The sequence below is a fragment of the Vibrio ishigakensis genome (assembly GCF_024347675.1).
In the GTDB taxonomy this organism is placed as follows: domain Bacteria; phylum Pseudomonadota; class Gammaproteobacteria; order Enterobacterales; family Vibrionaceae; genus Vibrio; species Vibrio ishigakensis.
The window spans coordinates 476,152-498,016 of the sequence record NZ_AP024882.1 but is presented as its reverse complement, the minus strand read 5'-3'; the positions used below and the strand labels follow the sequence as shown (position 1 = coordinate 498,016).

General features: G+C 46.3%; 21 protein-coding genes. 10 read left to right on the top strand and 11 right to left on the bottom strand.

The genetic code is table 11. The features are described 5' to 3' along the window. Positions 1-65 precede the first annotated feature (65 nt). Positions 66-698 carry a hypothetical protein gene (locus Pcarn_RS16145; RefSeq protein WP_261836949.1) on the top strand — a complete coding sequence of 211 codons (633 nt, stop codon included), beginning with the start codon at positions 66-68 and terminating at the stop codon, positions 696-698. Here the strand turns inward: Pcarn_RS16145 and Pcarn_RS16140 are convergent. The 3 genes from Pcarn_RS16140 to Pcarn_RS16130 are packed head-to-tail and all read right to left on the bottom strand — an operon-like array spanning position 695 to position 4,900. Next, complete coding sequence (locus tag Pcarn_RS16140; RefSeq protein WP_261836948.1) at positions 695-1,768, bottom strand: lipocalin-like domain-containing protein; 1,074 nt, start codon at positions 1,766-1,768, stop codon at positions 695-697. The genes Pcarn_RS16145 and Pcarn_RS16140 overlap by 4 nt on opposite strands. Then, positions 1,768-4,239, bottom strand: coding sequence for an ABC transporter permease (locus Pcarn_RS16135; protein ID WP_261836947.1), 2,472 nt, complete (start codon positions 4,237-4,239; stop codon positions 1,768-1,770). The genes Pcarn_RS16140 and Pcarn_RS16135 overlap by 1 nt, the downstream gene beginning before the upstream one ends. Continuing rightward, a complete protein-coding gene (locus Pcarn_RS16130) occupies positions 4,226-4,900 on the bottom strand; it encodes an ABC transporter ATP-binding protein (protein WP_261836946.1) in 675 nt (224 codons plus the stop codon). The genes Pcarn_RS16135 and Pcarn_RS16130 overlap by 14 nt, the downstream gene beginning before the upstream one ends. Before the next feature lie 159 nt (positions 4,901-5,059). Between Pcarn_RS16130 and Pcarn_RS16125 the strand changes: the two genes are divergently transcribed. Further along, positions 5,060-6,031 carry a helix-turn-helix domain-containing protein gene (locus tag Pcarn_RS16125; RefSeq protein ID WP_261836945.1) on the top strand — a complete coding sequence of 324 codons (972 nt, stop codon included), beginning with the start codon at positions 5,060-5,062 and terminating at the stop codon, positions 6,029-6,031. A gap of 203 nt (positions 6,032-6,234) precedes the next feature. Next, complete coding sequence (locus tag Pcarn_RS16120; protein WP_261836944.1) at positions 6,235-7,242, top strand: linear amide C-N hydrolase; 1,008 nt, start codon at positions 6,235-6,237, stop codon at positions 7,240-7,242. Between the two features lie 68 nt (positions 7,243-7,310). Here the strand turns inward: Pcarn_RS16120 and Pcarn_RS16115 are convergent, their stop codons facing one another. Then, positions 7,311-8,261 (bottom strand): ATP-grasp domain-containing protein, encoded by a 951-nt coding sequence (locus Pcarn_RS16115; protein ID WP_261836943.1) that lies wholly within the window; start codon positions 8,259-8,261, stop codon positions 7,311-7,313. A gap of 131 nt (positions 8,262-8,392) precedes the next feature. After that, complete coding sequence (locus tag Pcarn_RS22145) at positions 8,393-8,968, bottom strand: prepilin-type N-terminal cleavage/methylation domain-containing protein (RefSeq protein ID WP_315972697.1); 576 nt, start codon at positions 8,966-8,968, stop codon at positions 8,393-8,395. Between the two features lie 276 nt (positions 8,969-9,244). On the opposite strand from Pcarn_RS22145, the gene Pcarn_RS16105 reads away from it, so the two are divergent. From Pcarn_RS16105 to Pcarn_RS16080, 6 genes are all read left to right on the top strand, one after another. Next, positions 9,245-9,535, top strand: a complete 291-nt coding sequence (locus Pcarn_RS16105) for a putative quinol monooxygenase (RefSeq protein ID WP_261836942.1) — start codon at positions 9,245-9,247, stop codon at positions 9,533-9,535. A gap of 87 nt (positions 9,536-9,622) precedes the next feature. Further along, on the top strand, positions 9,623-10,399 hold the full coding sequence (locus Pcarn_RS16100; RefSeq protein WP_261836941.1) for a glycine betaine ABC transporter substrate-binding protein: 777 nt from the start codon (positions 9,623-9,625) through the stop codon (positions 10,397-10,399). 862 nt (positions 10,400-11,261) lie between these two features. Beyond that, complete coding sequence (locus tag Pcarn_RS16095; RefSeq protein WP_261836940.1) at positions 11,262-12,353, top strand: hypothetical protein; 1,092 nt, start codon at positions 11,262-11,264, stop codon at positions 12,351-12,353. Between the two features lie 315 nt (positions 12,354-12,668). Beyond that, positions 12,669-13,607: a LysR family transcriptional regulator gene (locus Pcarn_RS16090; RefSeq protein ID WP_261836939.1), complete on the top strand. Its 939-nt coding sequence runs from the start codon at positions 12,669-12,671 to the stop codon at positions 13,605-13,607. Between the two features lie 194 nt (positions 13,608-13,801). Beyond that, positions 13,802-15,010 (top strand): NupC/NupG family nucleoside CNT transporter, encoded by a 1,209-nt coding sequence (locus tag Pcarn_RS16085; RefSeq protein ID WP_261836938.1) that lies wholly within the window; start codon positions 13,802-13,804, stop codon positions 15,008-15,010. Between the two features lie 349 nt (positions 15,011-15,359). After that, entirely contained in the window at positions 15,360-16,163 is an 804-nt protein-coding gene (locus tag Pcarn_RS16080) for a hypothetical protein (protein WP_261836937.1), read from the top strand. A gap of 86 nt (positions 16,164-16,249) precedes the next feature. On the opposite strand, the gene Pcarn_RS16075 is transcribed toward Pcarn_RS16080, so the two are convergent. The 6 genes from Pcarn_RS16075 to Pcarn_RS16050 all read right to left on the bottom strand — a co-directional run bounded on the left by Pcarn_RS16075 (position 16,250) and on the right by Pcarn_RS16050 (position 20,765). Continuing rightward, the gene (locus tag Pcarn_RS16075; RefSeq protein ID WP_261836936.1) at positions 16,250-16,681 is read right to left on the bottom strand and encodes a hypothetical protein; all 432 of its coding nucleotides are present in this window, start codon (positions 16,679-16,681) and stop codon (positions 16,250-16,252) included. Positions 16,682-16,725: 44 nt separating this feature from the next. Next, complete coding sequence (locus Pcarn_RS16070; RefSeq protein ID WP_261836935.1) at positions 16,726-17,082, bottom strand: hypothetical protein; 357 nt, start codon at positions 17,080-17,082, stop codon at positions 16,726-16,728. A gap of 14 nt (positions 17,083-17,096) precedes the next feature. Then, positions 17,097-17,594: a general stress protein gene (locus Pcarn_RS16065; RefSeq protein WP_261836934.1), complete on the bottom strand. Its 498-nt coding sequence runs from the start codon at positions 17,592-17,594 to the stop codon at positions 17,097-17,099. Positions 17,595-17,603: 9 nt separating this feature from the next. After that, the gene (locus tag Pcarn_RS16060; RefSeq protein ID WP_261836933.1) at positions 17,604-17,960 is read right to left on the bottom strand and encodes an HdeA family protein; all 357 of its coding nucleotides are present in this window, start codon (positions 17,958-17,960) and stop codon (positions 17,604-17,606) included. 423 nt (positions 17,961-18,383) lie between these two features. Further along, a complete protein-coding gene (locus Pcarn_RS16055) occupies positions 18,384-19,832 on the bottom strand; it encodes a DUF1214 domain-containing protein (RefSeq protein WP_261837350.1) in 1,449 nt (482 codons plus the stop codon). Positions 19,833-19,967: 135 nt separating this feature from the next. Next, complete coding sequence (locus Pcarn_RS16050) at positions 19,968-20,765, bottom strand: hypothetical protein (RefSeq protein ID WP_390904503.1); 798 nt, start codon at positions 20,763-20,765, stop codon at positions 19,968-19,970. Between the two features lie 154 nt (positions 20,766-20,919). On the opposite strand from Pcarn_RS16050, the gene Pcarn_RS16045 reads away from it, so the two are divergent. Continuing rightward, positions 20,920-21,846 carry a LysR family transcriptional regulator gene (locus tag Pcarn_RS16045; RefSeq protein WP_261836932.1) on the top strand — a complete coding sequence of 309 codons (927 nt, stop codon included), beginning with the start codon at positions 20,920-20,922 and terminating at the stop codon, positions 21,844-21,846. Positions 21,847-21,865: the final 19 nt, after the last annotated feature.

Genomic DNA, 21,865 nt, shown 5'->3' with positions numbered 1-21,865 from the left:
AGACAGGCGCGTAAAAATCCAGTAAATAGGAGAGAAAGACTTATAGCGTTGCAAAGGGAGAGGCAATGAAAAGTAAGATAGCAACTGGGGTACAGGCGGTTTTAGCGGTATCCATATTTTATTTGGGATACGCCATTCACTCGGTCACTAGCAAGATTGATGAGGTGATAGAACATTACCCGGTGATCCTAACCGAGATGAATCAGCTAGCGAGTCAGCTTAAGATAGATGATTGGTTAGCGACTACAGAAACGTTCAACAATCAGCTACCAAAGATCACGGAAGTGGCGGACAACGCCGTTGTAGTGATTGCCGATACCAACAAGGCTATCGAGTCTATTAATCAGAAGATCCCTCAGATTCAGCAAGAGTTGACCCTGTATCGAGAAACGGTGATCCCTCAAACCCAAAAAGAGCTTAAAGCCTATCGCGAGCAGGTGATCCCGCCCTTACTAGTCGAGTCAAAACAGTATCGAGTGCAAACTATTCCTGCTGTGATCAAAGAATCTGAAGCCTTGAGAGCCGAGGTGCCCGTGGTGTTAGCAAGCGTGGATGACATCTTGGATAAGAGCCACGACCTAGGCAAGAAGGCCTCTCAGGGAGCGGTTAAAGGGGTAATACTTAGCCCTGTGGATCTCCTAAGAGACACAGGTGCAGGGCTAAAGAATCAGGTTGTTGGGCCGGCGGAAGAGGACTAATAACCGGTTAGCTCCATATAGCCTTCTCCCTGATGACTACCGCTTATGGATACCGGCCCCTCCCAATACGGAACCGTAAGCGGCATCTTGGCGCTAGGATTAATCGCTGATACCTCTAGATTGATGTCATATTTAGGTACGCTGATTTGCCATGCGGTTGGATAAGAGCTGGCTTCGATATCTGTGTATTGTATTGGGCTGAGGGTAATCTGATCAGGATCTAAAGGGATTCCTAAGCCATCTCTTTGCATAATACGACCGTGGGAATAGCTGGCTTTTCCAGTTTGTGAATCCCTTAGCTGGAACAGAACCAAACTCAGGTCTTCATCGAGCCTTAATGCGAACCAATCCCAGCCCTGTTGGGAGTCTAATAGAAATTGCGAGCTCCATTCCCTGTCTATCCAGCCTTTGCCTGCAACTGAGTGAATCTTTCCGTCTATGGTCACCTCGCCACTAACTTCGATAAAGGGCTGGCTGTAATAGTAAGAGGCCACTGCGCCGTCTGCGCTTTTCTCGCTATAGCCATCTTTGCCCTGTTTTTGGTAGGGAGCTGAACTTTCGAGTTTGAGTGAATAACCAAAGGTCTCGGATTGGGCCTCTAGGGTTGCAGGGAACATATCCGAGGTTTGTGATTTCCATTGCCAATCATCGAGAAAAACCCTAAATGGAGAGGTCTCGACTCCTGCTAACTTGGGGTGGGCGCGAGACCATTTTTCATCGGCATAGTGAATCTTGGATGTGGTGACCGCACTGTGTGCCATATACAGTTGCTGGCTGTGCCATGATTGCGCTGGAGTTTGAGTCTCTGGGTCTATGGCTACGCGAAATTGCGTCCACTGCATGCCAAGTGGCTCACCATCTTGGTCGGTTAGATTAGCAGTGAGATACCACCACTCATGTCTAAAGCTGGAGTGTGCCTTGTGGTCCTGTGGAAACTCGATATCCACACTGGGAACAACTTGGGTATAGCTGCTCTCGCTTTCTCCGAGCCAGCGCCCCATATTGGATTCTGTTTTTTTCTCACAGCCAAGTAGTGCGAGAAGCAAAATGGTAACAACCAAATTCCTCATCACAACACCTCACTTTGCAAACTGCTAACCACCGGCTTGTTCACCAATCGCCACAGTGGCATTAGGGTGGCGACGATAGCCACGAGTACGGTGATTAGAGATACGCTCGCGGCATCACTCCAACTCCACAGATAGGTGAGGCTCCAGCCAAACGCGCGCAGTGTGACAATGTCGGTGAGCACATAGCCCACAAGCGCTCCAAGAGGCAGGGCTATGACTAGGGTAAAGGCAACCAGAGATGCGATCTGTCCTATCACCATAAGCATGAGTTTTTTGCGATTTACCCCTAAGGCATAAAGCCTAGCAATTGCCGCTTTTCTTGCATCGAGCAACATAAAACAGGCCGTAAACAGGCCGATGACAGCCACCAGCAAGGTGACACCATTTAGGGCTCGTGTAATGGCGAAGGTTTGAGAGAAGATGTTCAGAGCGATCTCTTTAATATCTGCATGATCATAGAGCTGATTCGGGTTTAGGCTGAGCTCATCTAACAAGGTCTGATACATGTCATCTTTGTCTCCGGAGACCTCGATGCCAAGGCTGGTGGGCAGGCTGGTAAAGCCTTCCTGTTGCCAGAGCTCAGGTGAGATCAATACCTCGCCATTTGGAGAGCCATAATCGTGAAAGATAGCGCCTATGGTGAGTTCAGACTTCAGAGCGTCGAGCTCGAGCTTATCATCTAGACCGAGCCCTAGTTTTACAGCTGTAGGCTCACTGATAGCGGTCACTTTCCCTGAGTAGAACTTGTCCCAGAAGTCCGCTACTTGTGACTGGAACACCATGGTTTGCTCTAGAGTTGCTTTGTCTTTGGTGCCAAGCTGTATTGGCAGACCTTGCATGTTTTCATCCACATAAAACTGCTTGTAGACGGTCTCGACTTGGGGGAATTGTTGTAGGGCGACTTCCACCTTTGCCATTTCACTCTGTGCTGGGCTGATATAAATATCGGCATGCAGTCGTTGCTCTAGCCACTGTTTCAACGTGTATTCGAAACTGCCCACTAAGGTGTTCATACCTATGTTGGCGGTGACCGCGAGTAGCAGCGCCATCATGGCAAGGGAGAGGGGAGAGATAAGCTCTTTTAGCTCAGCAAACAGATATTGAAACAGTCCCGATTCGTTACGATTCTCAAATAGGTTAGCAAGGGCATTGAGGGTTTTAGGGAGATAGAGGGGAATGGATATCACCAGTACACTCAGCCAAGCCATAGTGAATCTGTGGTGCTCACTGAGCCATAAGCCAAGGAGTGCGGCGACAGTAAGTGCTAACCCAACAAAGAACAGTTGGTTTTCATTGGCACTTTCCGGTGCCTGATAGAACCCACCATGAGAAGAGAGGGGCTGATTGATCCTCTGCTTAAAGTGCTGCCAACAAGCAACCAAGGTAGCAGCAAGGGTTAGCAGCAGTGCCTGCGCCCACCACAACCACTGCCAAGTGCCCGGAAGGAGAGTGGCACCGTAGAGCTGCTCTAAGGTGAGGGCAACGGTGGGATGCAACCAGTGGCTCAGTTGCATGCCCAGCACGAAACCCACACTCGCCCCAATAAAGACCAGCACCAGCAGCTCAATCAGAAGTCCAACAAACACTGCCTTGGGTGTCATCCCTGCTTGCTGAACTTGAACCAACAGCCGATTACGCTTCAATAAACTGTATTTCACGCCGTTGTAGGCGATGAATAGCCCCACCACAAAGGCCAGTAAGCTCATGGCGGTGAGATTAAGGTGAAAGCTGTCAGTAAGAGCACCAAGGTCGGTGCTCTGGGTGTTACTGATCCACTGACCTTTGTCTGCAATTATGTTCTGCCAGCGCTCTGGGTTACTCGAATCAAATACCGCGACATAGCTAAGTTGCTGCTCTTTTCCCAACAACCGCTGAGCAAAACCTATGTCCATCAACATGCGGCTGCCAAGTTGCCACTCGTCGGGGACCACCACCACCTTAGTCTCGATATCATCCAAGGTCATGATGGTGTGATTGCCTGTTCGCTGATGCTGAGATTCACTCATCAGCACCAGAGGCTCACCTTGAAGCAGCTCCGCTAGGGGGAGCCGAGAGGTAAAAAGGGATATGCCTCGCTCATCGTTTGAGTACTTTAATCTTGAGGTGATGGCCGCAATGAGCTCACTACCTTGGATGTTCCATCTGTCTCCGTCTTGGTCCCTCACTCGTCCTTCAATAATGGGTAAGGCATCACTCAGGCCTGCTTGTCTCAATGAAAAGTACAGGGATTCATTCAGATAGTTTTGACCGGCTGAGGGTATAACCAAAACCTTGGCTTGGGCGCTGAGCTGCTCTGTTGATTCCGCATAGCTGCGCTTGGCATTAAGGTTGATGGCCTGCACTGCCACAAACAAGGTTACTGCTAAGATAATACCTATTAGTATGGCCGCCGCCTGCAATGGGGCTTGCTTGTAGTGTGCGAGGAATAGCTTGATGGCCTGGGCGACGTGCTGTCGGTTACGTCGATGCATTGAGCTGTCCATTGGCTAAGTGAAAGCGAGAATGCATAAACTCGGCACATTCAAGGCTGTGCGTTACCAGTAAAATTGAGGTATTACCTTCTGCTGCGATTTCGGTGAGAAGCTTCATCACCTCTAGGCCAGATTTTTGGTCTAGGTTACCCGTAGGCTCATCGGCCAACAGTAACGAGGGTTTGTGGGCTAAGGCTCTGGCAATGGCAACACGCTGCTGCTGTCCACCCGAAAGGGATGCTACGTGTCTGTTGAGTAGGGCATCGATTTCTAGGGTCTCTACCAGATGATCACACCACATGTTCCAACGCTCACCATTGAGACTGAGGGGGAAGGCTATGTTCTGTTTAACCGTAAATGGGGTCAGCAGGTTGAACTGCTGAAATACGACCCCGAGGGATTGATGGCGAAACTGGCTCCATTCATCGTCTTTCCAATTACTCACATTAGCGCCGTTTAAGGCAAGGGTGCCGTGGGTGAGGTGTTCAAACCCCGCAATGATATTGAGCAGGGTGCTTTTACCACTGCCGCTGGCACCAGTTAGCGCAATGCTGTCACCTTTGCCTAAAGAGAAGTCCATATCCTTCAATACGTTATGCGTCTCTTTACCGTCGATAAAGTTCTTGGTTGCTCCTTGCAAGTGAACCAGTGAGGTGTCCATTTCATCTCCAGTTTGGTGGCGAATGCTGTTGGTTTTTACGTGCTCTTCTAAAAATAGCTCAGGTTGGGTTTAAGAGTGTTTCTATTTGTGTAGCAAAAACAAAGCGATACAAGCTGTGTGCTAAGATCTTTAATATCGTCTAAATACTCAGTAAAACTATTGAAAGCTTCATCTAACACTTTAAGCCTTTTGGTGACCTCGACCCGGAACGTAGTGCCCTATGTTGAATATTGTGATGCCAAGGGTCTAGACTGGCGCTCGGTTGCCAAAGAGTGCGGCATACCTGTAGAGCTTATGCTCGAAGGGGAGTGGCTTCCGACCAACGACCTGATGGTGTTTTTGCACAAACTAGAGATGAAGTATGGGTATCTAGTTTCTGTGGAGGTTGGACGTAACACTAAGTTCTCCCAACTGTCTCCGGAGCTAGACCGCAAACTAAAGGCGTGTAAGAGCTTTGGTGAAGGTATTCAGCTAATCATTTCTGAGATGCCCAAATTTAACAACCATGTGGTGTTCTGGACCGAGTTTCGAGATGGTCGCTGGTGGCTGTGTCACCGCAGTGGATATCGTCCCTCCACGCTGGGCTTCGAACAAGCTGAATGGAGTAGAACCCTTAACGCTATCCAGTTTTGTAAGCTATTTCTCGGAAAGAAATGGCAACCAGAAAGCGCGAAATTTATATCTGCTGGTACCAACGCCCACAGACTTCCCAAGCACTTCCACAATACTGAGCTTCTCTTCGAACAAAGCTACGGAGCTATTGCTATTCCGCTTCCTGAGTCATACCAAGCCGTTCCCGCGAAGCAAGTCGACCTAGTTTGGCATCAAGCGGTAGACAGGTTGATAGATACTTACGCTATTCTCCCTTGGTTCAATATCGACTGGTTTGCCGAAATGCTGGGTATGACCAAGCGAACCCTGCAAAGAAACCTCAAGAATGCTGGCATCACTTTTAAAGAGGCGAAAGATAAGGCAAGAATGGGGCGAGCTAAACAGTATCTGCTTGACACAAATCTCTCAGTTCAAGAAATCAGTTATCAAGTAGGTTATACCGACCTTAGTAACTTCAATCGAGCCTTCAAGCGCTGGACAGGGTTAACTGCACCCAACTATCGAAACGAGAAGAAGTAGCTCCATCACCTTTATCAGCCCTAACACCCGATAGGGCTTTTTCTTGTTGTGACGCTTAACTTTAAAGACGGATGGTGTCCGTCATATTGCAGTTATTTGATTGTCTCTATCGAGCTAATATACCCCCAACGCAATCGCCAAGCTCCTGAAAACCAGTGTCAGCGTTGGCTAAGTTATCCCTCACTTTTTAAGAGACAATCGTTATGAAAATGAAAAGTATCGCTCTAGCTTTAGCAACCTTCGCTGCTACTACTTCTGTAGGTTTTGCTTGTACTTCAGTAGCTTGGAATACTGATGATTACGGCACACTGACATCTAGGACTATGGACTGGGTTGAGAGTACCAAGCCTGTACTTGGCAATATCAACAAGGGTGAGGTTCGCTCTATCCAAGGTAACGGCATGGGTGATACCTACACGGTTAAGTACAACATGGTTGCGACACTAGCCTATGGCGAGTTGGTGGCAGACGGTATCAACGAAAAAGGGCTTCAGGTGAACGCCTTGTTCTACCCAGATATGACCATGAAAGACTCAGTGACAGGCGGTGAGGTGACGCAATTTACTTTTGCTGAATATGTACTGGCGAACTATGCCTCTGTTCAAGAAGCCTATTACGCAATTCCAAAGCTGAATCTGGCTCGGGTAAAAATGGCGGGCATGCCTATGGAGATGAATCTGCACTGGTCAATTACCGATAAGTCGGGTGATCGACTAGTGGTACAGATGGATGAAGATGGTCTAAAGATGTATCGCGGCGAAGAAGCTATGGTGATGACTAATGACCCATCTCTAGCACAGCAACTAGAGAGCAAAGCGAAGGTTGTTGATTCTTGGGCAGACGCGACTCGAGACACTGACTACGGCTCTATCGGCAACGGTAACTCAACTAGCCGCTTCCTTCACGCAGGCTATTTTCTGAGTAAGCTTGAGCAACCAACCTCAACACGCAACGGCATGATGAAGCTTTCTACAGTGCCATTCCGTGTAGCTGCAGACGCGCCATATAAGGACTTTGGTACTGGCCGAGGTGTTGATGGCTATGCGACCGAGTGGACCATGACTTCAAGCTTAGAAACGGGAGACGTTGTGTTTGAATACAACTTCGACGATAGCTGGAATACGGTTCAATACAATGTGTATGACCTGATGGGTAAAAAGTTCCGTAAGCCTTTGTCTAACAACGAGATGTCAGCACTTAAAGTAGACTAATACCCTCATCCAAAGTGCATTAAAAAAGGCTCTCAGTCATACTGAGAGCCTTTCCAATTTTGGGAAGGTTATGCTTTCTCGGCTAGTTCAACCAAGTATTCAGCGATCGCCTGCATACCTGATTTAGGTACACCCGCCTTAATTTCTGCCTTCGAGTTGTAGTTGGTATTGGTGTTCACATCATAGGAATACCAAGTGCCACTTGCATCGCGGATAACCTCGATACCTGCGATATTGATATTGTTTTCAGCCAAGAATTTCTCATGCAGTTTGATAAGAGGAGAGTCATCCAGCATTGTGGTGATCTCGAACTTCTCTTTCTCTTGCGGTTCATCCTCTTCAAACGCAGGGCAGAAGGCATTTTCAATAGAACAACCATCAGCTGGGCAAAGTTCAAAGCCACCTTCGGTGGATACCTTCACCGCGTATAGGAATTTACCGCCTACGTACTCACAGCGAACGATATAAGGCTCGTCAGATTTCACATACTCTTGCAGTAGCCAGATACCATCTAGCGGTGCATCTTCGTTGAGTCTGCGAACAGCGAGTTTCACCTCATTGATCGAGTCAAACTTCTCAACACCTAAGCCTTTACCACCACGGTTTGGCTTGATGATAAGAGGCCAAGTATTGAATTTTTCAGCTGCGGATACGATGAGCTCACTGCCGACCACAGCTTGGGTTTTCGGAGTAGCGATACCCGCTTTTTGCAGGGCCGCATATTGGGAGATCTTACATACTTCGAGGTCAATAACGCCGTTGCCGTTAACTAGGGTGACGTCGTGTAGGCCAAGCCATTTATCGATAACGCGGGTTAATTCTGGTGCGTAGCGGTGACCACGAGTGTGGGAAGAGGCGCTCATGCGGTTGTAGTAGACCGCATTTTCAGGAACCGTATCGAACTCGATGTGACCTTCGTTCACAAACCACTCTTTGGCAGGTACGTTCAACTTATCGAATGCCTCGCGAAGGGGAACAATCCACTCTTCGTTCTCGTGCAAAATATAGATGGGTTTCATACCTACTCCTTAATACATCTGTAATTTTTCCTTAACAGAGTAGATATTGCCAAACATAGAGCCGAAAGCCAGTTGAAACCTCGTTATAGCTAGATGAAATCGATCTAGCTTATAACTGTAAGGCGCAAGGTTTAGCAGTCTTGGGTTTCTATGATGATTTGGTACTCGTTTGGTTGGTCTAGATCATCATCTGGCTCAATATAGCGTGGACGACAGAGTTTGCTTTCGTCTTCAATAATACCAAAGCCGACCCTTACTTCTGCATTGCCGCCCCGGCCTGTTGGGAAGCAATCCCCATCGTTAGCCGCATAGCAAATATCCCAGTCAGCTTGTTCTGAACTGCCATATTTGTCTATCGGTCCACCGAAGTCAGCTAATTGAATTATTCCAATACCACCGTTCTCACCATGTGCTTCTGGGTAGCCGTATTTCAGCTCAAGGTCGCCGAGATTGGTTTTGGAGTATGGAACCTCAGGGGTATTGTTGGGCTGAGAGCGCTCAAGTTGTTCAACACCATCTATCGCAGCTTTCGAATAAGCCAATTTAGCCGCATCATGCAAAGCTCCCGCAGCCCCATGCACAGCCGCAACACGCGCATCTCTTTGCAGATTCAGATATTTAGGAAGAGCAGTAACGGCCAATACGCCTAAAACGACAATAACCACCACTAATTCAAGTAGTGTGAAACCATCAATACGCTTTTTCATGTTACTGACTCTCCGGCTAATAAATAAACAGCGACACTATCAGCAGAGCTGATGGGTGCCTAATGACTCTCGGTAAGATCTGATATTACCGAGGCGCCTATTCTATTCGAGCCGGATAACTCTGAATTGCCATTAGGTGACATGAGATTATTATCAAAAATAATTTGATAATAATTCAAATATTAGCCTGTTTATCACATTGGTTATCACTCCTATTATGTACCCATACCAAGGAGACAGTCGCTTCAATGGCAGCAAACATAAGAGAGCAGAACCATGACTAAACTAACTATCGTTGCAAACATCGTAGCTAAAGCAGACAAAATCGAACTAGTAAAAGCAGAGCTTCTGAAGCTAATCGATATCACTCGTGCGGAAGAAGGTTGCATCAACTACGACCTGCACCAAGACAACGAGAATCCAGCGCACTTCACCTTCTATGAAAACTGGACTTCACGTGAGCTTTGGCAAGTGCACATGGGCAATACTCACCTAGCTGACTACATGACAGCGACCGAAGGTGCCGTTGAGACCTTTACCGTGAATGAGATGACTCACATCGCGTAACCCACTCTAAAAAGGGCAGTATTCACTGCCCTTTTATCTACTCGCAGGACGACCATCGCCACTGCAATACAATAAGCGAGTATGACTATGTCACAGCAAATCAATCTTGGGGTCACTGACCTCTCCTTCCATCGTGTTACTGCATCTATCGTGAGCCATGTCTTAACTGATATGGGCTTCGAGGTAAATCGAATCTACTCACCTCATCAAGAGAACTTCGCTAAGTTAAAGTCAGGCGAGGTCGATATGCTTTCATCGGCTTGGTTGCCATCTAGCCATGGTATCTATAAGTCAGATGTGGAAGAGGTAGAGCCTCTGCTTGAGCTTGGTTTGCACTATGAGCCTTTTGCTCATTGGGGCGTGCCGGACTATGTTCCAGTGGAAGCCGTGAGCGAAGTCAGCGACCTATTGAAATCAGACGTGCTAGCTCGAATGAACAAAGATATTCAAGGCATCAACCCAGGAGCAGGCATTACTCGATTCTCTATCAAAATGATGGAAGAGTATGGTTTAAGTGAGGCGGGCTATCGCTTCCATACCGGCAGCGAAGAAGGTTGCTTTGGTGCATTCGAACGTGCAGTTGAGAATAAAGAATGGCTAGTGGTGCCGTTGTGGAAGCCGCAGTTTTTGCATCACAAATACAAAATCCGCGAAGTGATTGAGCCAAAAGGCTTATTAGGCATTGTAGATAGAGCCGTATTGCTACTTCGTGAAGACAGATCTAAACAGTTCACCTCGGAGCAACTAGCGAAACTGGATAGTCTAAGGTTTTCCAATGAGATTATCGCTGAGTTGGATTATAAGGTTTGCCGTGAAGTGCAGGAGCTAGATGCAGTAACCCGCGAGTGGCTTGAGGAACGATAGCCAACAGAGATTAAAACTGAATGAAAGCCGAATTATTGCGCATTGGATCAGGCTTTGCGAAGTATATTAAAACGTTTTAATATTTGTGCTTTGAACGCTAACATGTAAATGAACATCTATTTTATAGGCGCTCTAATACTTGGCTTAATGGCTACTGCTGCCAGTTCGTGCCTGGCTATTGTCCAAAATCACAAAGCAACTCAACTTGCTCCGAGAACAACAAGCTTTTGAGCAGAAAAACGATCCGCGCACTATTGAAATCTTTCGATTACGTGCTGAGAATCACCAAGAGTCACAGTAACCCTCTTTGAAGAAAGGTTGGTGCTAAAGATACGAAAAGGCATCAAACCGTTCGCAGTTTTAACTAAAACCGATGGCTTTTGAAAAGAAAATCGTCCACGCACCCAACTGCTGAAGTAATCTTCAGAGTATCCTGACTGTCTTCAGTTGCCAATAATTATTCTCCAGTCTTATCTGTGATGTTTTCTGTTATCTCAGTCTGAGAAGTTTTTGGATCGGTTGTCAGAGTGTTTCTTGATAACTAAAGTACCTTTAATCGATATGCTTATAAATCTATTCTGAGATAATTATCTGCATTATTTTTTAATTAGATAGCCAATTTAGAATAAAACCAATCGCATGTATTCAATAGCTATAATTAATTATGCCGAATGTGTAAAAAACAACGTTCGCATGAATAAATATTTCGTGAAGATTATTTGATCGCGTTCAATAAATGAGATTAATACCTAATGATAGGGTTATAAATAGTATTTATTAAATACTAAAAGCCATATTAACTGTGTTTTTTAATAACATATAAACACATTGATAGTATATTAATTCAGTTAAAGGTATATTTATGCGTCTTAGTTTGGCAACGTTAGCAGTAACAGCAGTACTTTCAAGTTCTGCATTTGCAAATATAAAAGATAGTAGCAATGACTTCATGGTATTTAATACTGATACCAGTTCAAATGTTTACATTGGTGGTGGTAATTCCAACATTAGAGCTCTCGTTTCTGATGAGTTCGCAGATCTAGTTGGCGGTGGCAAGATCCATAACCATCAAATCAACGGCATATTTAATGCTCTTGTTGGTGGTAAAGGTTGGAATGCCGAGCATGGTTTGAAGAATGTTACCCTTAACTTCGTTACACCTGAGTCGTTCAGCATCTCATACCCTGGTGCATCGAGTACGACCGAGACTGTACTCTTTATTGGTCACGAAGTTGCAGAGGTGATTGCAGATAATGCGCGTGCAAACATCAATATCAAGGACAACAAATCTGACTTTGGCCATTACAATACGGATGAGATGAACAGCATCTGGATAGGTGGTGGTGCATCAGATGCTCGCAAGATCGTATCACAAGAGTTTTCTGATATTGTTGGAGGCTCTCGTATATATGCTGAACGCCGCGGCAAGCAAGAGGTTAAAGACTTGTTCTATAACCTAGTCAACGATAAAACCGGTGGTTGGAATGGTTACAAAGGCGTTGAAAATGTCTCTGTATTAGGTCTATCTACTTCTGGTTTCGTAGCTGAAATAAACGGTAATGGTCCAAGTGTTGAACGAATACTATTTAGTGGTGAACATGCGCAGGCTGCAGTATCGAAATCTGATGAAAAGTTCGTTAACACTAAAGACCCTGACTCACAGTTTGCTATTTTAAATGATCAGCATTCTGTATTTATGGGCGGTGCGGTTGAGAGTGTTTCTCCAGAGTTTAAAACTCTGGTTGGTAAAACCTTAAAAGCTGATGAAGCTGAGAAATTACTGTCTGCACTTACCAAGCATAAAAATGGCGGCGTTGCTGGCGTGAAACTTCTAGGTATTACTCAAGATTCATTTGCAATAGAGTTAGACTCTAGTGGACCTGGTAAGGAAACAATCTTGCTTAAAGGTGCAACTGTTGAAAGCGCCATTGAAAAAGTAGTTCTTTCTCGATAATTAATTTGCTAATTCCCACGCAAATAAACCGCCTCTCTGAAGGCGGTTTTATTATAAAATAAAGTGTATATTTATCACCGATATTACGCACTAGTAGTATAAAACTGGGTTCATTTATTTTTTACTTTGGAATTGTTATTACATTTTCTTGAGTAGAATCGGCTTATATCATCATCTCGAACCCACCAAGCATTTTATCTGAACTTTTTTGCTACTCATTGAGCCTGCGTTTTGGCTATTATCTTTATTACAGTTGCAGTAACCTGTTGTGCTGATAAGAGTTCCAGCACAGTCTAAAGCATAAGGACGTTATTAGTGATTCATGAAAGAGCCGGACAGATGGTGGTGTTCCATACTTTAGTGGTGGCAGGTAGCTTTACCAAAGCCGCCAAAAGGCTCGATGTTTCAACCTCTTATGTCAGCAAGCAGCTCTCGCTTTTAGAAACTGAACTCAATATTCAGCTTCTACAACGCACCACCCGAAGCTTGAGTTTGACTGAAGCGGGACAGCACTATTTCGAATACGCCGAGCAAGTGGTGAACGCCATCAAAGAGGCTCGCAGCACTATCGATACTGACCGCGATGATGTGGCTGGTCGAATCAAGATAGGTATTGCTCAATCCTTCGGTACCATGCATATCTTGCCAGCCATCGACCAATTGCGTGCCCTTTACCCGGACCTTCAGGTGGAGCTGAGTCTGTTCGACCATAGAGCAGACATGCTAGGGGAGGGAATCGATCTCTGGATCACTAACTATGAAGACCTTCCAGAGGGTTATGTGGCTCAACGCTTAGCTGAATCTAAGTTCGTGGTGGCGGCTTCTCCTGATTATCTCACCCAGCATCAAGCACCAACTAAACCAGAAGACTTAGAGCAACATAACTGTCTTGTGTATCGAAGTTTAGCCAGGGACTACAGTCGCTGGGCGTTTACCAAAAAGGGTAAGTCGCTGACCGTTGGAGTCTCGGGCAATTACAAGGTGGACTTAGCAGAGGCGGTGCGTGATGCTGCCGTTTCAGGTTGGGGCGTGGCCTATCTTGCAAGCTACCTGCTTACCGACGAGTTCCAAAAGGGAAAGCTCATTCAACTGCTCCCAGATTGGAAGGCGAGCCAAACCATGCCTTTCTATGCGGTTTACCCAAAGCGTAAACACTTACCAAAAAAGATCAGCGCGGTTATCGACTTCTTTAAGCAGCATATTGGCAACCCTACATATTGGGATAAAGCCTTGCGTCCATATGTGAAAATCTAGGCATATATTTTCCACATACAGGCAATCACTTTTTCCTAAGAGAAATAATAAGTCTGTAATCCTCAGTAAATACTGAGTTCTAGCAAACGGTTGCGCGATTGAGTTAACTGACCCTTAACATCTCCAACTTGTGATGTAAGTCACTGTGATTAGAATGCGCGCCTTCATTACCAAGACTTTGAAGGCCACCCTCAATGAACTCGATACTTGGCGTTGTTGCCATATTTATTTTTGCCTACCTACTATCGACGGACCGAAAGAAAATCAACCTCAGAACTGTGGGCCTTGCCTTTGGTTTGCAGATCACCTTCGCACTGCTTGTGCTTTATGTGCCAGCGGGTAAAGAAGCGCTGAACACCTTTACTCAAGGGGTTTCTAGCGTGATCGATTATGGCCAAGAGGGTATCGGCTTCCTATTTGGTGACCTTGCAAAGGGTAAGGTCGGCTTCGTGTTCGCCATCAATGTTCTGGGCATCATCATCTTCTTCTCTGCACTTATCTCTGCCCTGTATCATATTGGCATCATGCCTAAGGTGATCAACACCCTAGGTGGTGGTTTGCAACGCTTGCTTGGTACTGGTCGCGCTGAATCTCTATCTGCTACGGCCAACATCTTTGTGGGCATGGTGGAAGCGCCACTAGTGGTTAAGCCGTACCTGAAGAACATGAGCGATTCGCAGTTCTTCGCTGTAATGACCTGCGGTTTGGCATCGGTAGCAGGTGGCACCTTAGTTGGTTATGCGTCTCTCGGCGTAGACCTTAACTTCTTGATTGCGGCGGCATTTATGTCAGCGCCTGCTGGTCTTCTGATGGCCAAGATCATGATGCCAGCATCAGGCGATGAGAACTCAGCCCAAGAGATCACCTCAGTGGAACTTCCTCGTGCTACCAACGTGGTTGAAGCTCTGGCGGATGGCGCCATGTCTGGTCTGCGTATTGCTGTGGCAGTGGGTACGACTCTGGTTGCTTTTATTAGTGTGATTGCACTTCTAAACGGCCTTCTGGGCAACCTAGGCGGACTGTTTGGTTTTGAGAACCTCAGCTTTGAGATGATTCTTGGCTATCTGTTCGCCCCTGTTGCTTACCTTATCGGTATCCCATGGAACGAAGCGCTAACGGCGGGGTCTCTTATTGGTAACAAGGTAGTGGTTAATGAGTTTGTGGCCTTTATCCAGATGATGCAGGTACAAGATCAGCTTAGCCCGCACTCTCTTGCCATTGTGACCTTTGCGCTGTGTGGTTTTGCCAATATCTCAACTATGGCAATGCTTATCGGTGGCCTAGGTAGTCTAGTGCCAGAGCGCAGAACCTTTATCTCAAAGATGGGCTTTAGGGCTATTGCTGCTGGCGTGTTGGCAAACCTAATGAGTGCATCCGTCGCAGGCATCATTCTTTCCCTGTAACCGCATTTTAAAAGAATAAGTGGCGCTCCCTGTCGTGAAGTATCAGGCTCAACGACGCGATGGGGAGCGCCCTTTTTTGTTTTTACCTCTATCAATTTCTGTCATATCTGATAGGCATGAAAGTCACTCTGTTTATTTACTCAGCAATGATAGATTTCGCCCTGAGGTATAGAGCACCTCGTCGAAGTGTTGATTAACTCATTGTTAATCCTATTTACGCGCCTTTGAATTGGACAATCATCGGCGCTTTTTTTATGCCTCAAGCACATATCATTTATCAAAACCAATGATTGGTACTTATCTCTGTTCTTCCTTAGATTGACTGTTTTTTTAATCCAGAGTCTCTTACATGAAAAGAGTATTACCCCTAGTCTCTCTGCTTTGTATGCCAGCAATGGCACTCGCAGAAAGTGGTACTAAGACTAAGGAGCAGCAGGTAGCGCAGGAAGCGGTTAACCCATTGACCACAAGCTATTGGATACCAATCCAATACGAATTCAGTGAAGATGTAGGACCCAATGATGGCACCCGACACACCACTAACATCCAGCCAATTATCCCCTTTGAGATTTCTGAAGACTGGAACCTGATCACGCGTACTATTATCCCTGTCATCTCTCAGTCTGATGTGACTGCTGATGGTGAGTCTGAGAGCGGTATCGGTGATATCAACGCGACCTTTTTCTTTTCACCTGATGAAGCTGTAGGTGGTCAATGGACCCATGGCTTTGGACCAACGGTCAATTTTGATTCCGCTTCGGATGAGGCTCTGGGTTCTGGTGAAACTGGTGTGGGCTTATCTTATGTGGGTCTTACCGTTCAAGGACCTTGGACTGTGGGTTTTCTAGCCAGTCACACTTATTCGGTAGAAAAGGGTGTGGGTGATACCTACAGCACCACCTTTGTTCAGCCGTTTATCGATTACACCACTACTTGGGGCACTACTTTTGAGCTGACTTCTGAGACTTCCTATGAGTGGCAGGGTGATGAATGGTCTGTTCCTGTTTCCCTAACGGCGTCGCAATATTTTCAGCTAGGCGATGTGCCTATGCTAGCGGGTGGTGGTATCAAATATTGGGCTGAATCTGGGGAGTATGACCCAGAGGGCGTTACGCTGAACCTGAATTTATACATCCTATTGCCACGAAGCTAAACCAAAAAGCCCCATTAGCCGGTGATCGAGCTAATGGGGAAGGGAACCCAAACTAAACCCCTGTGCAGAGGTGTGAGTTCAAAGGCTTAATTGTATTCAGTCACTTTAGCCACGTATTCGTACATGTCTGAGCGGCCCATCTTGTTTTCAAAAAGTTCTACAGAGAAGTAAGCTGGATCGTCGCGATGAACCATTTTTGCAATGGTGTCGCTGATCTGTTGCACATCGATGTTGCTGTAAACACGGAAAGAAACTGACTCGGTTAGGCCAAGCTCTTCGGCTTCTTCTTTGGTTACATACACATCACGCATGTCATTTTGAACTTCGAGGATAGTGTCTGATGAGGTAAAGGTCGCTTCAGTAGCAAAGTAGACTTGAGAATCGGCAACTTCCTCAATCTGCTGCATTTGGTCAACGAAATTTTGGTCTTTTTCCATTGTCTTTGCACTCACGCCTTGAGCGAAAGCTAGGGTTGAACATACCGCTACAAGTGGAAGAATTTTCTTAGATAGTTTCATGGTTATGTCTCAAATTTAGTTGGTTAGGTGTGCCTGTTTAGACACTATTCAATGTTGTTTAAAGTGGCTTTAGTGCCGGTATCGGTTTGCTCTAAAAAGTCGTGCTGGCTGTCATAAACCATGCACCCATTTTCAGCATTGCAATTGACGATATAGACGGCTTTCTTGCCACAACCTGCTACACCGATTTGATACTGAGGGACCTGTATTCTGTATAGGTCGATAGTCTTACGGTTCAGTACCGTGGTGGTGACTGCATCACAGCTAAATTCAAACTTGCCGCGGTTCTGGGCTGCTTGAGTAGCGGTTATCTGATTGTCATTCAGGAAATCTTGGGTTGTGCTGCATCCCATTAGAGCAGTACTTGCCAATAAGCCCATCAATACGCATTTCATTTTCATTCTGATGATGCTCCTTAGTGCATCTCGGTTTTGTGTTCAGCCAAGATGGATTTCGCAAGCTCGATCTCGCTTTTATCTAGGTCGAGAACAATCAGGTATTTGTCGGCTTTGATGTCGCTTTCATATTTGATGATGCTGTCTTTAGGTACGCCTATGCTGGCTAAAGCACCGCCAAGAGCACCCGCGCCACCGGTAACTGCAGCCCCTTCAATGGCACCGACTATGGTGGTAACCAGTGGGCCTGCTACGAACAGTGCGCCAAAGGTTGGGATCCAGAACATGCCAGAGCCTAGAAGTGCTCCCCATATTCCACCCCATAGAGCTCCTGCCTTTCCCCAAGATTTAACGCGATCACTGAGGTTGTAGAAGCCGGTAGCGTGTTCTTCGGTTTGGTAACCTTTACCTACGATAGAGAGGTGGTTGATATCGAATCCACCATTAACCAATTCGCTAACCGTTTTCTCTGCTTGTTTGTGCGTGTCGACCACTGCCACTATTTTGTCTGTTTTCATCACGACCTCTTACATCGCCAGTTCAACGTCTTTGGCAATCTTGGCCTTTTCAGATACTTGATGAACGATCGCATCAGAGGCCAAGATGTCAGGATTGGTGATGCACTCTTCGACGATAGAATCGACTTCGACGTTTACTAGATCTTGCACCTGAATGATGTCCACTTGGCTATCTTGGCTGTTTACTGCGTACAGATAACCTACTGTTACAGGCATCACTTCTTCGCCTAGTTCCAGAAACTGACCACAGGTAATTTGGTCAACGTTTTGGGTGGTTTGGATGTCGGTCGTAGTCCCAGTATCAGCAAATGAGCTCGCACTCATGCAGGCTAAAAGTAGGGTGGACAAAGCGATAGATTTCTTCATTTTTCTCTCAAACTTTCGATGAATAGTTGTGGCTGTTTACACGGGAAAATTAACCCTTGCAGCAACCGCGGATTCACTAGCCTCCCTAAGCAAAATTACTTGTGTTGGGACGGCTGAGTGTTGATGGGAAGAAGTTTATGGAGAGAAGGGTAGAGATACATAAAACCGCGCTTATCTTGCTCTAACGGAAAAATAAACTTTTAACTATCAATAGCTTGATAGGAAATTTTTATGGTTATTTTATTTTTATTATCTGAGCAGAATCGGCTTTAGATATGAATAAACCTAAACGAATCGGAAATAGACCCGCTTGGGGTAATGAGGCATTTTTTTGACGAAAAGTGAGTAAAGATTTCGGGAAACAATAGGTAAAAAAATCCCCCGCAGACTGCGGGGGATGAGCTTTGTTGATTGCCGTTTTACTTACTTAACATGTACGAAGTTTGGCAAGATAGTTTGTGCTTCTTGAGCAACAAATTCTTTGCTCGGTGAGTAAGCACGGAAGTAAACAAACCAGTTTTCATTTGGACGGGTTTCAACCCAGTTTGCTTCGTTGACACCCTCAGGTTTTGTCGGTGAGAAATGGAAGGTGTAGTTGCCGTTCTCATCTTTCTTGGTGCCTGGGATATTTGAACCCACATCAGCACGCTCGATGCTGTTGTCGATAATTGCGCGGTTCTCAACGTTGTAAACCGTGATGGTCCAGAACAGATCCGCATAGTTAGCATCACCATCCAGAGTTAGGGTGTAGTGCTCGCTACCGTTTAGACCGTGACCGTCGTTATCACGATAGTTATCTAGGTAGATTTGACCCCAACCGCCGTTCTCGAAGCCGTGCATTGCAATGTCGTTAGTTACCGCTTCATAGAACCAAGCCGCGCGTCCATCTAGGTCGATACCAAAATCGCGGTTTTGCTTTGGAGTCGAGGCTGTGGCGACCTCCCAGCTGTTACCTTTCGGGCCGTAAGCCGACTGAGGCAAGCGCTCGGTCTTGTTGAAGTCGATGTTTTTAACCATGGCTTCACCCATAACAACCGCTTGCTCTAGGATCTCGGTTTGTCGTTGGTCAGGATTGAACGGCTGACCTTTCTCGACTCCTAGCGGGCGCAGCATGTCGTGCATCATGCGGTCGCGCTCTGCAACTGGCTCAGATTGGATAGCCTCGTCTAGGGTCTTCCAGAAATCCATGCCACGTGGGTGTTTAGCATCAAGACCCAGCGCAGGGAAGTTCACACCTTTGTCACTCAGTGGCGTACCGTCAAGGTGAGTGATCTTTAGGTTTTCAAGGTCTTGCATACGTTGCTCTTCTGTCTTCGCCATTAGACGTACACCGAAGAACACATAGTTAGTATCCGATTCCAGTACAACAGCACCTTCAGGCAGGTTGTCTGGGGTTTCGCTACCTGAAGCCTTCACAACGTAAGTGCCAGGCTTGGTCATCTGAGAGATGCCAATCTGCCACATAGTGTGCACTGCACCGCGCAGCTCATCGGTTGGGATCTTGATAACAACCGGCTCTTTTTCAACATTGAACCAAGTGATCGCATACGGTGTTGAGGTGTTGTAGGTAAGGCCACCTAGCTTAGATTTATGAGACTCCACATAGGTGATCTGACCGTCTTCTGCGCCCATTTCTTCATATGCTGCTTTCCACGCATAGTTGGATACTAGTGGTACTGACCAGATGTAAGCCTGCGATGCGCGCTGATAGTCGATAGTATCGAAGATAGCCTGGGAGCTTTGCTCTGTCGGAATACCGTGAACAAAACTGTTTTCAAAGGTAAATTGACCAGAGCGTGTGGAAATGGTTTCTTGGTTTGGTTGATGCTCTGCGGTTGCACAACCGGCAAGTGTTAGAGCTGAAAGTAACATGAGTTTTTTCATAGGGTCACCATAGGGTTTATATGGAAAAGGAATCTTTAGTGCCTTTCTCGGTGGTCAAAAAAAGGCGATGCCCGCCCCTGGGCATCGCTGGTGAGTCACCAAAGTGGAAAAGGCCTATTGGGATTAAAACTGGTAATTGAACTCGATACGGTGGTCACCGTCGGCAAAGTCGGTGTTTTCGGTCCAGTTAGCGAAGTAACGGATATTGGCGCGAGGCGTAAGTTGATAGCTGGCTGCAAACTCGTGGGCAAATACCGAGCTATCTCCCTCAAATCCAAAGTCCTTGAATGTGGATGAACCAGAGATAGAACCCATATACATAGGGTTGTAGTTCAGCCAGAAGTTGTCCGTTAGCTGCATCTTGCTGTACATCCCAGCGACATAGAAGGAGCCATGCAGGTTGTAGCGATCGCGAACTTGGTCAGCATCTAGGTCACCACCGGTTCCTGGTACTAGCTCTTCTCCTGCAGCTACCCCAAGTCCAGCGAGTGGGTAGAAGTTAAACATACCTATTTTCGGTAGCGCTTGAATAAAGCTGTATGAAGCAGAACCTTGGTTTGAGTCGAAATCCCATGAGATATCTACCTGACCACCGCGACCGTTGGTGAGGTCAACGGTGAAGTTTCGAAAACGAATAGAGTCGATACTGTCATCGGCACCACGGCCATTCCAGCCTAATGCCTCTCCTGCAAAACCCTTTATCTCCAGAACGTTCATTCCCATGCTGGTATCACTGCCGGTGTCGTAGGTTTGGCCCACCTTTACATTGATACCTTTGTCTGTGTATCCGAGACCGGCTTGGGTATAGACGGCGAGCGGATCAGACATATCTTGAACCTCGGACTCTTCAGCTGCTGCTGTCATAGGTAGAGTCATGGAGAATAGGGCTGTGCAGGTTAAGTTACGTAGGTATTTAGCCATTGGGTTCTCTAATTGTATTAAGCCCCTAAAGGGCGGGCGGAACTGATTTGTGGCCAATATATATAGGTTGTATGATTAAGAATATTTATATCGATTAAAGATAATGTTAAGCATTGCTTAACTGCAAAGTGATGATTTATAGAGTGGGGTAGCAGTGAATATCGATAGAATTGACCTAAATCTTCTGAAGGTTTTTGTGGCTGTGTATCGGGAAAAAAGCCTAAGCCGTGCCAGTGAAAAGCTATTCGTGACAACTCCAGCGGTGAGTCAGAATATTAAGAAGTTGAAAGAGTCACTAGGTGAAGAGTTATTTGTACTTTCCGGTCGAAAGTTTGTTCCTACCCCTTATTCTGATGCCTTATATCAAAGGGTTTCTCCCTTACTTGATGGTCTTGCCTCGGCACTAGAGGAGGGCAGACAGTTTGAACCTTCTAACATTAAAGAGAGCTTCAGGGTTGACCTAAATCCTCATGTCTTGCCTTGGCTAACCCCTGCTTTGCTCATAGGACTGATAGAGCAGAGTCCCAAGTCAACCCTGGTTACCCATTCCATATCGTCCAGCACCTTAAGAGCGCTGTGTGATGATGAAATAGATATCGCCATCCATTTTGAAACCGACAAGCTTCCGAGTGAGATTGTGGCCCTGCCTTTGACTCGACTGCCTTTCGTGCTGGCAATGAGGGAGGAACACTGGCTTGATAAAACTGAGATCAGCCTAGATGAGCTCAGCGAACTGCTTATTGCTCACATTGACTTAGCCTATTGGGATCCAACTAAGCGCTCACGCCTCGAAGATAAAATGAAAAACCTAGGTAAGCCTATTCAGGTGGCTATGCGTACCACCTCGGTTATGGGGTTATTGGATACCGTGGCAACAACCGACTTGGTTGCACCTTGCTTTGCACCAGTAGCCAAGTCTTATCACGGCAATCTGAAGCAGGTTCATATACCCGATGTCGAAGATATAGGGAGCATGGAGCTGTTTATCTTTATTCATCGCAAGAATCTGGAGTCCGCTAAGTACAAGTGGTTTATTTCTTTGATAGAAGACGCTTTTGAGAGATTGTCTCAAAGTGAATAAAAAAGCCTGAGTATCTCAG

Excerpts from the sequence above, each read along its gene's own strand:
- Pcarn_RS16145 (WP_261836949.1), top strand. The coding sequence starts at position 66 with ATGAAAAGTAAGATAGCAACTGGGGTACAGGCGGTTTTAGCGGTATCC.
- Pcarn_RS16140 (WP_261836948.1), bottom strand. The coding sequence starts at position 1,768 with ATGAGGAATTTGGTTGTTACCATTTTGCTTCTCGCACTACTTGGCTGT.
- Pcarn_RS16135 (WP_261836947.1), bottom strand. The coding sequence starts at position 4,239 with ATGCATCGACGTAACCGACAGCACGTCGCCCAGGCCATCAAGCTATTC.
- Pcarn_RS16130 (WP_261836946.1), bottom strand. The coding sequence starts at position 4,900 with ATGGACACCTCACTGGTTCACTTGCAAGGAGCAACCAAGAACTTTATC.
- Pcarn_RS16120 (WP_261836944.1), top strand. The coding sequence starts at position 6,235 with ATGAAAATGAAAAGTATCGCTCTAGCTTTAGCAACCTTCGCTGCTACT.
- Pcarn_RS16115 (WP_261836943.1), bottom strand. The coding sequence starts at position 8,261 with ATGAAACCCATCTATATTTTGCACGAGAACGAAGAGTGGATTGTTCCC.
- Pcarn_RS22145 (WP_315972697.1), bottom strand. The coding sequence starts at position 8,968 with ATGAAAAAGCGTATTGATGGTTTCACACTACTTGAATTAGTGGTGGTT.
- Pcarn_RS16105 (WP_261836942.1), top strand. The coding sequence starts at position 9,245 with ATGACTAAACTAACTATCGTTGCAAACATCGTAGCTAAAGCAGACAAA.
- Pcarn_RS16100 (WP_261836941.1), top strand. The coding sequence starts at position 9,623 with ATGTCACAGCAAATCAATCTTGGGGTCACTGACCTCTCCTTCCATCGT.
- Pcarn_RS16095 (WP_261836940.1), top strand. The coding sequence starts at position 11,262 with ATGCGTCTTAGTTTGGCAACGTTAGCAGTAACAGCAGTACTTTCAAGT.
- Pcarn_RS16085 (WP_261836938.1), top strand. The coding sequence starts at position 13,802 with ATGAACTCGATACTTGGCGTTGTTGCCATATTTATTTTTGCCTACCTA.
- Pcarn_RS16080 (WP_261836937.1), top strand. The coding sequence starts at position 15,360 with ATGAAAAGAGTATTACCCCTAGTCTCTCTGCTTTGTATGCCAGCAATG.
- Pcarn_RS16075 (WP_261836936.1), bottom strand. The coding sequence starts at position 16,681 with ATGAAACTATCTAAGAAAATTCTTCCACTTGTAGCGGTATGTTCAACC.
- Pcarn_RS16070 (WP_261836935.1), bottom strand. The coding sequence starts at position 17,082 with ATGAAAATGAAATGCGTATTGATGGGCTTATTGGCAAGTACTGCTCTA.
- Pcarn_RS16065 (WP_261836934.1), bottom strand. The coding sequence starts at position 17,594 with ATGAAAACAGACAAAATAGTGGCAGTGGTCGACACGCACAAACAAGCA.
- Pcarn_RS16060 (WP_261836933.1), bottom strand. The coding sequence starts at position 17,960 with ATGAAGAAATCTATCGCTTTGTCCACCCTACTTTTAGCCTGCATGAGT.
- Pcarn_RS16055 (WP_261837350.1), bottom strand. The coding sequence starts at position 19,832 with ATGTTACTTTCAGCTCTAACACTTGCCGGTTGTGCAACCGCAGAGCAT.
- Pcarn_RS16050 (WP_390904503.1), bottom strand. The coding sequence starts at position 20,765 with ATGGCTAAATACCTACGTAACTTAACCTGCACAGCCCTATTCTCCATG.